Genomic DNA, 13,957 nt, shown 5'->3' with positions numbered 1-13,957 from the left:
TCCTAGAGCCCCACCAAACAGTGCCATTTTTCTTTTAAATGTCGATCAATTTTTTTTTATTCCTAAATAAAAAACTGACACAAAATAACCTTATTTTAGCTACACAAATTTTTGTCAATTATTAATTGAAGAGTATGAATGGAGCGTCGCATTGCATGATATATTATGCCTAAAATTACTGTATTCATGGCGGCCTATAACGCTGCCTCATTTATTTCGGAAGCGATTCAAAGTGTACTTAACCAAACCTTCACTGATTTTGAATTATTGATCGTAAACGATGGATCTACCGATAATACAACCGAAATAGTCCGAAGTTTTCAGGATCCAAGAATCCGCTTGATTGAAAATGAAAGAAACAAAGGGCTCGCCTTTACACGAAACGTGGCACTACAAAAGGCCAAAGGAGAGTTTTTGGCAGTACTCGACAGTGATGATATCGCATTCCCAAATAGGTTGGAAATACAATTGCAACACTTTTTAAGCCGGTCCAAATTAGCTGTTTTAGGCGGATACGCCTACGTTATCGATAAGCTGGGGCAGCGGACGGGTCAAGAGATGCTCCCGATATGCGGTACAGAAAAGTTACATGCTGGCCTATTGTTCTATAACTCCTTCGTACATTCTACTGTTATGTTGCGTATGTCCGCTTTCTTGGAGGTGGGTGGGTATCCATCTTACTTTGCCGCCGAAGATTATGGTCTTCTCTCCAGAATAGCATTGGAACAGGAGGTCGATAATATTCCCGAATATCTCGTAGAGTACAGGCTACATGACAATAATATTTCCATCCAAAAGAAAGATATACTTGAAGCACAACACACCGCCATCCTGTTGTACCAACTAAACAGATTGTTGCCTAATGCCTGTGATACCGAATCCGATATATTACTCACTCCGGTACTCGGAAGTAAATACTCATTGAAAGAGTACTACACACTTTATCGGGAAATTATCCTGCAAAACAGAAATCATAAGCAATATCCAGTAGAAGAACTGGAACGTATCTTTTTCAACAATTGGTATGCCATTACGATGGAAAAAGGAAAATCCGCCACACTGCCCTATTTTCTTCACACACCAGTGTTCAACCCGCGATACGTTACCGCCAAACAAATTCGAAAAGCGTTCAAACAATCATTGAAATATTTGCTAGGAATTCGCAGATCATAAGAAGGTCTACGAGCACTTATGTATAAACGTAGACACGTCCCCGCTTTGAACTCCTGATCGTCGACGATGGCTCTCCAGATAATGCGCCCCAAATTGTCTGGAGTTTCGATGACGACCTTCTGTGAATACAATAGATTCTTCATGAAAATCGACATACCAGCTCCATTTATTAAGAAAAAGAAACATGAATTAAAATAAATGCTTTATCTTGGCGCTTAAATGCAAACATTCCATTATTCTTGAGCAAATGCACACATCAAAGACCAAGTCAATATTCCCCTTAGCGCTAACAGTTGTTATTGCACTAACCTCCTGCGAGAAAAATACATTGAACGATCCCAAAACAACGAATCCTGAAACTACAGAACCAGAAACAAACACACCGACCGAGCTCAAGTTTTTGATCAAGAATCTATCTGACAACAAAAATACTACAGATGAGGAAGGATATGGAGATTACAACTTCTTGGGATTCGGCTATGATGTAACTGGCAAGCATTCACATAAGACTTCCATTAAAGAACCGGTAATTAATACCCCGTCATTTGCGCAGGATAATTCCGGTAGTTTCGATGTACTTCGTGTACTTAATTCGAGTTTCAAATCTATATATGCAACTGATGCGGAAAATTTTACTAAATGGTTAGCAGAGGGCACACCGAATATCGGCTATTTTAAAGGAAATATCACACATCCGTTCCCCGATACAGATCCACAGGAAGATCAATACATCTATGGTCTGTATGATTCGTATATAAAATACAGACGTCTCACACTATATGGCAGGAATAGTCAACTAATACCCTATTTAACCACAGACTTTCAAGCGGACAGTAAATCATTGGAACCAGCGGAACTTGTCAAAAAATATGGCACCCACGTCTTACTTTCTTTGTTTACAGGAGCAAAGTTTAGTTTAGATTACCGAGCCGAATATACGGGAACGGAGCGACGTAATGCAGTAGAAAGCAGCTTTCGAGTAGCTTTAAACGATTGTTTTGGATTATTCTCCGGCTTCCTTGATCCAATAGACTCCACAGCGTTCAAGGACGTTACTAATCCGACAATAGCTTTCGAAGCGATTGGCGGTGATCCATCGAAAATTTTCGTAGACAAGACCTCCATTTCAAAACCTAAAGTTGACAGAACAGAATGGGCGAAAACGATAAGTGAGGATAACGCTCGATTCGTTTACATTAACGGCTTAGAAAATCTATTACCGATCTTTGATCTAATTGAAGATGCTGAGAAAAAACAAGAAGTGGAGGCTTATATAGACGAATACACCAAAACAAGCGCGCTTACGCTGTAGTTATTCGATCATATCGGTTCGGCGTGTATTTCGTGTCCAAAGCCATTCACATCCGTGTCTTCACCCTTAATAAGGGCAATATTAGATTTTTCTGAACGCCAAATTGTTAGCACCTGCTCTTCTTTGAGCTTTGATTTGAAAAGCTTCAATAACTCGTCATGGACGGGTCCATCTGTTATATGATATTTTGCTTCTCCATACAATTCCGTAATATAAGAATCAAGCAGTTCCACTTCCCGATCTCCAATCTCCGCATTAGGTCTTCTATAATCAAACGAATCAAATCTCACGCTAAGCCGGGAGGATAATACATCATCTCGTAAACGGGTTAATATCTGAAATGAATAGTCTTCCATCCCGTTGTTCGTATACCCAATCATCTTGTTGAGATTTTCGTCCGATCGATCCCAATTAATATTTAAAAAATCACCATCTGCAAAAATCTCCGTTACAGCAGAATCCTGCACAACAAGCTGTCCGTCCTTATAACCGTACAAAAACGTCTTATAGTTTCCCGGCAAATAAAAATAGTGACTCCATTCGATCCTGAATTGAGAATTAATCGTACCATTTTTTTCTAGAAGATGTACCCCATCTTCATTTCCTTCTACCTGCCATATCAAAGAATCCAAAGCGTCAGCATAACGTAACAAAATAGCAAATCCTCCATTAGGCCCCGTATAAGTACTGTCCTCTAAGCTAAACCCCACCTGCTCATAAATATGTCCCTCACTCTTATCAGTTGTCAATATTAGGGGTAACACGTGGATTTCTTCTTCTGGTTCTGGATCGATTTCATCGTCTGGCAATACTACATTATCATCCTTGTCAGAACAACTTCCAAACAACAGTGCGGACATCACCAAAAAGCAAATCTTTTTTAACATACAAATCAGGACTAGAATAGGAGTAAATATAAAAAACATTTCAACCAATCATTAATCTTTTACCGTTAATCTCAGTCAGATTATCAATAAATCAAAAATCTATGTATAAACTATTCACTTTTTTAGCCGCTAGTATTTTATTATTCTTGGGATCATGTGCTGCATTGAGACATGGAGATATGAGTTTGATCAGTTTGGGAATGCCAAAGGAAACAGTTGTTAAACGAATCGGAAAACCCAACATGGTCGTCATGGCGCAAGTTACGGAAGACGGGCCACTCGAGGTATACGAGTATATGCCTATTGAACGCAACTCATATACGGATACCTTTGAACCACGCCCTATATGGGTGTATTTCCTCAACGGAGAAGTGATCGAATGGGGTCCCGGAGAGGATTGGCAAATTGATAACGCGTTTACCAAACGTATGTTGGAGAGATATCATAATCGTAAAAGGCCACGATAGACGTGAATAAAGATTAATCCTAAAGAAACCGCAGATTAACTCAATATAAAATAAATTTTATATCAGACTTTTTTTGAGAGTACAGAACGCTCGCTAAATTGACCGTGGCAACTTTTCCAAATGAAAGTCTGTTTTTAGGAAGTGACCACCCTAGTTTGTGCAAAACAAACTTTCATTTGGAGCGATCAAACGTCCAATTTTTTAAATGACCGCGGTCATTTCGAGACATTTATGCACAAAAAAGCCGGCATCCTAAGACGCCGGCTCAACCATTAAACTATAAAATGAGAATTACTCGCTTTTCCTGAAAGTTAAATCCGCTATAGCCTTCTTGATTCGCATGCCGTTCTGGAACAGCACACGTTTGCGGTGGATATTGGCAGCAGTCACGTCTTCTGCCGTGTCACTGCCAATACTGCCCGTCCCTAAGCGGAAGGAACCCAGACTGCCCAAACGGACGATGTAGCCTTGCGAGATGTTACGCGGGATTTCCCGTACCAAGCTGTACAATACCGCCATAACATCCGATTCCGTGACGGACGAAGCATGGGAGATGTCGGAAGCCAGATCTTCCAAAGTGATCTCACCGCTTCTTACCGGACGTGCATAGAACTTCTTAGGGGCAGCCGCATCCTGCGGGTTGCTGATTTCCTGTACATTGAATTTAATTGCCATAATACTTACGTTTAAAAATTTAAAAAATGTTTGTCGGTAGGGTTCACTGCTCCGTCGGCGAGCTCTTTCCGTTGGACGTTCCCGTTACCTTGTCTTCTTGTTCGTCTCCTCGCGAGTGGATGAATGAACAGCACAAACATAAATCTTCCTCCAAATCTCTTTGTCCGAAATGGCCGGAAAAGGCCGAAATGGTAGTAAATGTCCGGATATGACCGAAATGTCCGGATTTGGCACTTCAGCTCAATCCAGAGTTAACGGTGATAAGAATTAAACGATGTGGGATTACTCTTTTTCCTTCTCCAGCCAAGCTAAAAAAGACTCCACCTCGGTCTTCGAAACAAACACATCGGCTGGGTATCCTTCCGACAGCTGGAGTGTAATACCCTTATCTGCATTGGGATGATAGCCCACGATAATCGAACGGCTAATAACACAGTTGCGGTTAACCTTTCTATACTGGAAATCATCTAGATGCTCATGGAGCTTTTTCAACGACAGATTGTTCTCGTAGTATTGTTCTGGCGAATTATAAACTTTATTTATGCCATCCTGATGGGTAATGAGTTTCACTGCAATATCTTTTAGAAAAACCTTCTGACCATCTACGACAGCAATTAACGGATTATCTGAGATCTTGTTTTCCATCGCTGTTGGTTCATCTCCCTCCTCTCCATTTTCGTTTTCTCTCGTTTTAACTTTTTCTAACGATGCGTAATACTCATCTTTCAAAGATAACAGTGCGCAACAAAGCCCACAGACAATAGGAAGTATCAACGAATACGGCACCTGGAATACATTTCGCTTCATCCGCAGGAGGCTGCGGTCGGTTATTTGGATATACATACGGTCATAACACTCCATAAAAAACATCGCAGACGCGATGATCATCACTGTAATAACATACATGCGTATATGGAAATTGTTTTTCCAGCGTTCTTTCCCATCAAAGTATTTTGTACACCCATAAATCCACTCCACAACCATCACAATCAGCACCAATGACCAAAATACATCAATGAAATAATCCGGTTTCGCGACGACATGTTGCCCCAGCTTCCAGCCCTCGCCAATGCGATGCCCCACTAAAGGCATCATAAAAGCGACAGCACAGGAAACACCGAGACGGCTCCACCATCTGCGTGTTTCAACCTTGTCAGGTTGTGTTTCTTCCTGCTGTTTTTCTAACGATGTATCCGCCATAAAGTAGCCCTTTCATAATTTGTCGTGTTTAATATTTCTTTTAGGTATGATAATTATATAAAAATCCGATCAGAAAAACAAATCAAATCGCGGCAATTCACATTTTTTCATTTCAAATCATAGCTATCGGCCAAAAAATACGGAAAGAAACGAAAGCCTTATTTTCTTTGCTTTTGAGGATACGATAAAGTATGTAAACTAACGATATACGGAACGTACCGGGGTTCGGAACCATCCTCCCGATGGTAAAGTCCTCCACGAGGTAGCCACAGGCAGTGAGACCAGCTACTGTTATCCGCCGGTACGTAGATAGGGTGATCGGATGTGGTGGACAAAGGGACGCGGGTACAGCGATAAAGTGCAAAAAAGCCCAATGGGCAGGGGGAGCCAAGGCCGCTCCGCTGAACAGTAGGCAAATGGATGAGGGTAAAAAAATGGATGCAATGAACAGTAAAGGCACAGCAAAAACGAGAACAACAGATTTCCTCCACAGCATTGGAGAACTGCAGCTGTATATACAGATTAGACTGTACGCCCTGTTCTTGCGGATATCCATGGCGGTTCCATTAGTGAGCGCAATTCTCTTTCTGCAACTGCCCCCTTGTCGGATTGTCTTAGCCCAGCAGAGAGTCGTTAAGCGATTTTATTACCCACGTAAGTTTGCACCCTTCACGGGTAGCTAGGTCTTTTGGCTTCAAGGAAGCCGATAGACCAACAAACAGGATTCCTCGACCGCATCACTGTGAGGCAAAACCGGGGTGCAGATAAAAAATTATGTCATGAAAAAAATCGTGATTCTACTTACAGCGATACTAGGTGTCGCGTTTGTAGCGGTGGCTTTTAATAAGGCTGTCGAGAAAGAAATTGAAAAAGTAGTTCTTACGGACACTTATTTCGAATTTGTAGGAGCTCCCGGAGAAGAGGGTGATCCATCAAAATGGGAAGCCACGAATGACGCCAGCGGCTGCAGCGGTCAAGATCGAGCCTGTAAAATACAGGTAAAGTCGAGCTTCCTTCAGGAAATGGATGGAGAAACGCATATTAATACCGATATGCTACCTGAATTGCCAACGGCATTGAGTCCCGATGGAGTAAATTTAGTTCCGTCACCGAATGCTGCCGGAACTTCTCCTACACAACCGATAGTACCTAATCAGATCTATAATCAGGATTAGGGCTAGAGTAGGAAAATGGAGAAGCATTGTACAACAGAACAATACTTCTCCATTTTTAATTACAGCAGCAAAAAAACTGTTTTGGCCTTTTATCAAAAGTTCCCTTTTTAATTCTGGAGCATACCGCTTAATGCTATCACATCAGTTGGTAATGGCCGAGCATACTTGCTTTCATTAGGCAACAATAGATATTCCTCTCCATTAACATATCTTTTCAGAAGAATATTTCGACCTTCCTTGTTCAAGCGCTTTACGTCCATCCATCGTAAACTACGCATCACTAACTCCTTCCTCCTTTCCACTAAAACCATATCCAATGCCTCTTGCTGGGTCATTTCCATATTTAGGGCAGGTCTTATTCCATTGCTATACCGATGAGTGCGTAGCCAATCTATTAATTCCAAGCCCTCACGGACAAAATTCTCCCGAACCATACATTCAGCCCTAACTAACATCATCTCTGCCGTTGATATTCCAGTAAAATATTGGGAACTACTCTGTGAATAGTTTCCTCTCATAGCCGCTCCATTAGCGGTGTTCCTAAAGAAAACTCTACGTCTTAGATCCGTATCGTCGTAAGAATAGATCAACATTGTGTCTATAACAGCATATGTTGGACTTACAGCGAAATAAAAACTACCGATAACCGTTGAAAATATAACTTCCTTATTAAATATGTTAAATGGATTTACCGAGCTTGTAGGAGCAGGTATGTTTATATCTGTGTTAAAATTCATTAATTCGTTATTAAGCTGCAGACAGGAATCCGCATAGAGGCCTGCGGTTTCATATTGCCTCATTGATAAATATGTTCTTGCGAGCAGCCCATAAGCAGCGGCTTTTGAAGGAGTGACCGGTACCTCGGCTATGTTCGGCAAATATTTTATCGCATCATTTAAATCCCCAATTATCTGTTGGTATGTATCCTTCACACTTTTCCTTACCGAAGGTTCATTGACGTCAGGATTTGTTTTTATAACCATACCCAGATCATTGCCCGCTGTTGATTCATCATACGCTTTCCCCCAGATCCATATTCCCTGAAGGAATGCATTCGACCGAAAGACCAAGGCAGCAGCTCTAGCTCTGGCCCATCTAACTTCCTGTTTCTCTTCAGCGGACATTTTCTCCAGTGCCTCCAGACAGACATTCGCATAAAAAACGGTTTCGTAGGTTGTTCCCCAAGGGCTCGAAGCCTGCCCATAATCCGTCTCTTTCCAAATGTAAGTATCCCTTGATGAATTTTTTGTTATCCGATCGTATACTTGATCGGGAATATAAATATCATCGGCAGACGCTTCCCCGAGACAAGGACTTCTGAAGTTCATAATCTGTGTATTATTAAGAATGGCTTCAACATCTTCGATTGTTGAAACCGTCGCGTAGTTATTCGATGACTTGAGGTCTAAAAAACTATCACAACCAGCCATAAAAACCATAATTGTAGCAATAGTTATAGCAACAATCATTTTTTTATTATACAATCTATTTTTCATTTTCATCTTAATTTGTTGCTTAGAGATTAATTCGTCCACCTACCGAAAATGACATCCTGTTGTCCAACACCTCCGTACGATCCTTTCTCCATAAATGTCCCAAATCGCTTATGTTAACAAACACATTGATTACGGGCCACCCCTGCCTCCACCTTGACGTTGGAATTCTATAATCGACATTTATAAATTCAAGATAAATATGATCTCCTCTTGAAACGGTCGGTGTCGAGTATCTATAAAACCTTTCCCTGTTTTCGTTCAACGGATAGGTCATCGATGGAACCGTTGTGAGTTCTTCATCTCCTAGATTCTTCCATCTCTTTGCGTAATCGGGGTGACCTACACCTTGTGTCAGCAGTTGGCTATAAGCGACCGTTGATCTTCGATAGTAATATCCCAATCGATAAGAAAGCAATGCTGTCAGAGAAAATCCTCTATAGGAAAAGGAATTCGACAAACTCCCTTGATAAACCGGTGTTGAAGAACCGTGATAGACCACATTTTTATCAATCCCCTGAACACTTACTTCATTGAATATTTTTTGATAGTCTACACTTATATCATCCTCAAGATAACCTTGAGGATTACCTTCCCCATCAAGCCCACCCCAACGATAACTTGCCAAAGAATAAAGAGGTCTGCCAACTACGGGTGTAATGGAAGTCCCGTTCCCAATGAGACTGCCTAGTCTGGAAGCCTCTGTTATATGATAGGCAGCTGTACGGTTCCTAACGATATTAAAAATATAAGTTGTCCTCCAGCCTAATGCCCGGTTGAGATTTACCGACGTCAGTCTTAAATCAATCCCCTTTCCGATCATGTCGGCACTATTCATGATTACAGTAGTATAATTTCCACGCACCGTATAGTCATAAAGTGTAGGTGCGTATAAGTCCGTACCTTTCTTCCTATAGAATTCCAGAGAACCCGACAACCTCCCTTTCGCGATAGCGAAATCAAGTCCGATATTCAACATCCCTACCTTCTCCCAGCGAAGTTGATTATTTGGCACCTCGGAGATTACAGCATGTGGAAGCAATGTCGTTATACCATTTGGATTCGCATAGGATATTATTGATTGGGACGTTTTTGTGGGATCAAGATTTCCACTATAACCGAAAGTACTACGAAGGGAAAGTCTGTCCATCCACGGTACATCAAAGAATTCCTCCTCATGCACATGCCAAGATAGACCTGCTGACCATAAGGGGTTCCACTTGTCATTTGCCTTTAAGCCAAAAATATTTGAAGCATCCTTACGCGTACTGAAACTAGCTGTGTAACGCTGATTGAAGGTATAGGCCACATTTCCAAAAAACGAAACGAATCTGTTTACCTGTAGATACTCATTTGCATTGCCCCCTAATACCCGCATTTCTCCGGTAACCAAAGTCGGGTAGGCATTGACGAAATCTACCTGCTGTGACTGATATGGATCTGGATTATATCCGTAAACGGGTTGCTGCGGCACATAGTTTTCATTAGTCTGTCTAATTTCGCTGCCTACAAGCGCAACAACCTCATGCCGGTCCCATTTTTTATTAAAATCAGCTTGAAACCTTGCGTTTTGTGTCCATAGGGAACTCGTACTTCGGCTAAACATTCCTCCCAAGGGAACTATTCTTTTAACCGTCCCCTTATCATAATCAATCTGACTGTACTGGTTGATAAGATTCCGCATTTTGTATGATCCGACTTCATCATGCAGTTCGCTTTCTCCTCGCTGTCTTTGATATTGATACATGGCGGTAAATTTGAGGAATGGGAACATCCGGTAATGAAATCCGATGTTGGCCATAATATCCTCTCTTGTATCTTTATTGGAGGAATACCTGTAGTCGTTTAAAGGATAATAATTCCAATCAAGTAGCATCCCCTGTCCCACAGTGTCTATATAATCTTGCCTCAGGTAGCTATAGACGGGAAGTGCGTTTCCTGCCTCATCGGCAAATGATAGATATGGTACATTTTTTCCATTTACCTTGACGCTGTTAAACGCCGGACGTTGCTTCCCTCCCGATTTGGCGTAAGTATAATAAGCACCCACATCAAGCTTGATTTTTTCGTTAACCGTATAGTTATGCTGTGTCCGAAGGTTTATTTTCACATCCTCATTCCCCAGCTCGCTTTCCCGGTTCTGATAGCCCAGTGAAAAAGCATACGTCATTTTCTTTTCTCCACCGCGGATGTTGGCAGAATACTGTTGCATCCGCGCCGGCTCGTAAAAGTACCTGTTATATTGGTTCCTGCTATCGGAAGCCTTTAGAACATCGATCATGCGCACGGAATCCTGACTTGAAAGGAGACCTCTAGCGCGGTCGTGGAATATATTCACGGCAGGGGTTATTGGTGTCTTTAGAATATCGCTCCATAAGAGGTCGGTATTATAAGCTCCCTGCTTATAAAAGAATTCTTCCGCTTCGATATATTCAGCAGGTGATAAGGCAGGAATTTTCCAAAGGTCAGTTTTTTGCGTTATTTGTGATATCGCATGCAGTTCGACTTTAGTACCTTGGTTCGCTCTTCCTTTTTTGGTGGTAATCACAATAACGCCATTCCCAGCCCGTGTACCCCATATGGATGCTGCTGCCGCGTCCTTCATTATGGTTATATTTTCCACATCATCAGGGTGAATGTTTTCGATGTCTCCTTCATAGGGGAAATTATCGACTATGATAAGCGGATCCAGCGGACCGTTAATAGTACTTACTCCGCGTACGCTAAGATTGTGTTTTCGTCGATCCGTGGAACTATTGAAGGTCACGCCGGAAACCATGCCATCTAGACGTTCCAGTATATTTGTCCCTACCTGTAAAGCAATTTCGTCTGCATTTAGCACTTCAAAGGAACCCGTTGCCCTTTCTTTGGGAATACTTTGATAGCCGGTGTTTACCTCAATATTTTCTATTAGATAGGAAAGCCGTTTTACCTCAATGAAATGAGGCCCAATATTATCGAATGGGTAATGTAACGTTTCAATACCCGTTCCTGTAATAATCAATGCTCCTTTAGTAGAATCCACTTGTAGTTCAAAGCTACCGTCATCGTTAGAGGAGGACACCGGAAGGTTCGTATTAGCAATCCTCAACGTTACTATGACCCCTTGTCCTTTTCCGTCGGTTACCTGTCCTTTCAGGATTGACTGCGCCATAGCATCATCCATTGTTGTTAACAATCCGATTACGTAAGCAAAAAAACCTATTTTCTTTGCTTGATCTATCATATTATAAAGAGACATCGTTGTAAGAATTTTGGAGTTTTACTTTATGAAAAAAAACGTATGGGATTGGCTGAACACTCAACTTATGGGATAGGCCGCTGTTTTCTAAAAAGCGCTGGATTGTTTCTAAGTCAAGCTTGTCAGCAGGGTCTGGCAGTTTAAATGTTATCCGTTTCCGTGCAAGTTCATTATCAACAATAATGGGAACTTCGGAAATCTTGTTTAACATTCGAACCAAATATCCTACGGATACTGCTTTTTCAGAAGTTTGGCCTAGTTTTTCAGAAACATCCGTGAGTTGGCATACCTGTTCTTCGCGCGTTTGACGCTTTACCATGACTCCAAATGTATGCACCAAGTCTGAACGCATCACCGTTTTGAGTAAGTCGATCGAGTCGGAATCGAATATAAGTTCGTAACAATATTTACTGCTATAATTTGCAGGAGATTTATATTGGTGTATAAATGTGTTATCAACTGACGCATCGAAAATAAAGCGGCTGACATTTACATCTTCTAGTATATCGGCAAACGCATATTGATAGAGAAAGTTCAAAGGTGTGTTTAAATAATACATCCGTTGTTTCCTTCCTACACTATCGAATCCGTATCCTGTCCCTATTCCCTCTATATAAGCCGTCAACAGCGAAGAGGATTTCAGCTTATCTACTCCTATTTTATCCAGTTGTTCCATTAACGACTTACTCTTGTCGAATTCCAGATTATCCCGTTTCTGATGAAAGCTGACCTGCTTTCCATGTAATATCTTTTCCATATTATCTTTAGTTAGTTCCGCTGAACTGGAACTGGCCAATAGCTTTCCCTCTCCATTTAACCATATATAATGTGGCAGTAATCTATGAGGAAATAGATGTTGGAAAATAGAATCGTGGTTTATAAACGGAAGGTTGCTATCCAGTTCAAGCGATTCGAATGTGTTTTTTATCTTTGCTTCAGTATCACCACTTTGCACGCAATTCACCATCAAGAACTGCACTTTATCGTCGAACTGTCTTTGTAGAGCGGAGACTTTAGGAAACGATCTTAGGCAGCTTCCGCACCATGTAGCCCAAAAATCCAGTATAATCAGCTTTTTATTCCTATAGTCATCCAGTGTAATCGTGCCCTTACTATCGGGATGGTTCACGACCTGTAAAGGCAAATGCCGTAACTCCTCCGGTATGGTATCCCCTATTTGTAAAGGCTTAATCTCAATTTGCCCTTCAGCAGCCCGCGTTTCCGCGGACTGCGCCCAGGCTTCTGATAGATTAAACAACATGAAACAAATCAATGCCAACACAAAAGGCATTGATTTGTTCTTCATTGCCTCTAACCTTACCACTCTCCCACTTTTACTGTGCCGCTGATCTACGCCAGAGGTACATGCGTTTAGTAGGTCAGTAGTGGATCTCCAGTAGCTTCTTAGTAGATCTCCAGTACCTTTTCGGTACACTCCCCGTACACTAACGGTACACTCGTGGTACATTAACGGTACCTCAGCTATCTTACGCAAAAGTTGCGTAAATAGTACTACATCCTTACTGCATCTATACTTGATCCTCGCTTTAAGCGCGCCTAAAAAACGGTAAAAAAACCACCTGTTTCTTCGGGTGCTGTTCGGGTGTCCTTCGGGAGCGCTTCGAGTCCGCTTCGGGACTGGTTCGGGACACCTTCGGGACTCCTTCGGGTGAGCTTCGGCTGTTCTTCGGGTACTACCCGAACAGCACTCGAACACTTCCCGAACAGCACCCGAACAAGTGTCGAATAAATTCCGAGGATTTCTCGAAGAAACGTCGACAACCGGCCGAACGGTTGCCGAAGGCAATCCAAATGATTCGCCTCCTACTGGATGGGTTAAAATTTTTGATAATCGAGGTGGTTTTTCTTTTCGGAAACTAGCTCCTCCTTCGCGTTGGCTAAAGGCCAGTCCTCTCCCACCCTTGTAAAAATGTTTCATTTTTCATGGATTAATTAAACCTTAAAAGGAATGAAAGAGCTCGTTTCACTCGGTTTTCGAGGTTGTTTAAGGTGTGGACTAAGGCGCTTCGGCGATTTTTTCCTTTGCTAGCTCATCACTGTGCCTAAGCTGTACCTAGGCCACACAATTAGTAAAATTGATTTGATAGGAATGCGAATTTTGACGGTCTTCATATTGGTGTTAGTATATGGTTTTGCACCATCGCACTCTTGGTTTACGGCTTTAGATACTCCGGTTATTCGGGGTTTCTGATAATGTTCTTGTACTGTTGTTTTTTTGAGGTTTTCATTGCCTTTTAAGTTTATCATACCTAAAAAGCTTAGAGGAAGTTATATTATGCAGGCTCTCTCCGTACGCTCGACACCCCCTAGGAG

Annotated in this window: 11 protein-coding genes; 5 read left to right on the top strand and 6 right to left on the bottom strand. The window is 41.8% G+C overall.

Annotated features, from left to right (window positions below; genetic code table 11):
- Positions 1-165: 165 nt before the first annotated feature.
- Together C5745_RS16575 and C5745_RS16570 are read left to right on the top strand one after the other, a co-directional pair.
- Positions 166-1,173, top strand: coding sequence for a glycosyltransferase family 2 protein (locus C5745_RS16575; protein ID WP_105718132.1), 1,008 nt, complete (start codon positions 166-168; stop codon positions 1,171-1,173).
- A gap of 247 nt (positions 1,174-1,420) precedes the next feature.
- Positions 1,421-2,485, top strand: a complete 1,065-nt coding sequence (locus C5745_RS16570; protein WP_105718131.1) for an MAC/perforin domain-containing protein — start codon at positions 1,421-1,423, stop codon at positions 2,483-2,485.
- Positions 2,486-2,493: 8 nt separating this feature from the next.
- Here the strand turns inward: C5745_RS16570 and C5745_RS16565 are convergent, their stop codons facing one another.
- Positions 2,494-3,372 (bottom strand): hypothetical protein, encoded by an 879-nt coding sequence (locus C5745_RS16565; protein WP_105718130.1) that lies wholly within the window; start codon positions 3,370-3,372, stop codon positions 2,494-2,496.
- A gap of 101 nt (positions 3,373-3,473) precedes the next feature.
- Between C5745_RS16565 and C5745_RS16560 the strand changes: the two genes are divergently transcribed.
- Complete coding sequence (locus tag C5745_RS16560; RefSeq protein ID WP_105718129.1) at positions 3,474-3,839, top strand: hypothetical protein; 366 nt, start codon at positions 3,474-3,476, stop codon at positions 3,837-3,839.
- 291 nt (positions 3,840-4,130) lie between these two features.
- Here the strand turns inward: C5745_RS16560 and C5745_RS16555 are convergent, their stop codons facing one another.
- Together C5745_RS16555 and C5745_RS16550 are read right to left on the bottom strand one after the other, a co-directional pair.
- On the bottom strand, positions 4,131-4,514 hold the full coding sequence (locus C5745_RS16555) for an HU family DNA-binding protein (RefSeq protein ID WP_105718128.1): 384 nt from the start codon (positions 4,512-4,514) through the stop codon (positions 4,131-4,133).
- Between the two features lie 282 nt (positions 4,515-4,796).
- On the bottom strand, positions 4,797-5,714 hold the full coding sequence (locus tag C5745_RS16550) for a LytTR family transcriptional regulator DNA-binding domain-containing protein (protein ID WP_105718127.1): 918 nt from the start codon (positions 5,712-5,714) through the stop codon (positions 4,797-4,799).
- A gap of 275 nt (positions 5,715-5,989) precedes the next feature.
- Here C5745_RS16550 and C5745_RS16545 point away from each other — a divergent pair, with 275 nt between their 5' ends.
- Together C5745_RS16545 and C5745_RS16540 are read left to right on the top strand one after the other, a co-directional pair.
- Positions 5,990-6,397, top strand: coding sequence for a hypothetical protein (locus C5745_RS16545; protein ID WP_133166365.1), 408 nt, complete (start codon positions 5,990-5,992; stop codon positions 6,395-6,397).
- A 96-nt stretch (positions 6,398-6,493) separates the two neighbouring features.
- On the top strand, positions 6,494-6,889 hold the full coding sequence (locus C5745_RS16540; RefSeq protein ID WP_105718125.1) for a hypothetical protein: 396 nt from the start codon (positions 6,494-6,496) through the stop codon (positions 6,887-6,889).
- Between the two features lie 107 nt (positions 6,890-6,996).
- Here C5745_RS16540 and C5745_RS16535 read toward each other — a convergent pair whose 3' ends face one another.
- Genes C5745_RS16535 through C5745_RS16525 form a run of 3 tightly spaced genes read right to left on the bottom strand, consistent with a single transcriptional unit; the run spans position 6,997 to position 13,562 of the window.
- Positions 6,997-8,358: a RagB/SusD family nutrient uptake outer membrane protein gene (locus C5745_RS16535; protein ID WP_207795828.1), complete on the bottom strand. Its 1,362-nt coding sequence runs from the start codon at positions 8,356-8,358 to the stop codon at positions 6,997-6,999.
- Between the two features lie 46 nt (positions 8,359-8,404).
- A complete protein-coding gene (locus C5745_RS16530; protein ID WP_165793115.1) occupies positions 8,405-11,608 on the bottom strand; it encodes a SusC/RagA family TonB-linked outer membrane protein in 3,204 nt (1,067 codons plus the stop codon).
- A 1-nt stretch (position 11,609) separates the two neighbouring features.
- On the bottom strand, positions 11,610-13,562 hold the full coding sequence (locus C5745_RS16525) for a TlpA family protein disulfide reductase (protein WP_105718122.1): 1,953 nt from the start codon (positions 13,560-13,562) through the stop codon (positions 11,610-11,612).
- Between the last annotated feature and the right edge of the window lie 395 nt (positions 13,563-13,957).

Origin of the sequence: Sphingobacterium haloxyli, assembly GCF_002980525.1 — a bacterium.
In the GTDB taxonomy this organism is placed as follows: Bacteria; Bacteroidota; Bacteroidia; order Sphingobacteriales; family Sphingobacteriaceae; genus Sphingobacterium; species Sphingobacterium haloxyli.
The sequence above is the reverse complement of the archived record's forward strand: the minus strand, read 5'-3'. Positions and strand labels throughout refer to the sequence as shown.

What these genes read in the sequence shown, in the direction of transcription:
- C5745_RS16530 (WP_165793115.1), bottom strand. Translation starts at nt 11,608, where the DNA reads ATGATAGATCAAGCAAAGAAAATAGGTTTTTTTGCTTACGTAATCGGA.
- C5745_RS16555 (WP_105718128.1), bottom strand. Translation starts at nt 4,514, where the DNA reads ATGGCAATTAAATTCAATGTACAGGAAATCAGCAACCCGCAGGATGCG.
- C5745_RS16565 (WP_105718130.1), bottom strand. Translation starts at nt 3,372, where the DNA reads ATGTTAAAAAAGATTTGCTTTTTGGTGATGTCCGCACTGTTGTTTGGA.
- C5745_RS16550 (WP_105718127.1), bottom strand. Translation starts at nt 5,714, where the DNA reads ATGGCGGATACATCGTTAGAAAAACAGCAGGAAGAAACACAACCTGAC.
- C5745_RS16575 (WP_105718132.1), top strand. Translation starts at nt 166, where the DNA reads ATGCCTAAAATTACTGTATTCATGGCGGCCTATAACGCTGCCTCATTT.
- C5745_RS16535 (WP_207795828.1), bottom strand. Translation starts at nt 8,358, where the DNA reads ATGATTGTTGCTATAACTATTGCTACAATTATGGTTTTTATGGCTGGT.
- C5745_RS16560 (WP_105718129.1), top strand. Translation starts at nt 3,474, where the DNA reads ATGTATAAACTATTCACTTTTTTAGCCGCTAGTATTTTATTATTCTTG.
- C5745_RS16570 (WP_105718131.1), top strand. Translation starts at nt 1,421, where the DNA reads ATGCACACATCAAAGACCAAGTCAATATTCCCCTTAGCGCTAACAGTT.
- C5745_RS16540 (WP_105718125.1), top strand. Translation starts at nt 6,494, where the DNA reads ATGAAAAAAATCGTGATTCTACTTACAGCGATACTAGGTGTCGCGTTT.
- C5745_RS16525 (WP_105718122.1), bottom strand. Translation starts at nt 13,562, where the DNA reads ATGAAACATTTTTACAAGGGTGGGAGAGGACTGGCCTTTAGCCAACGC.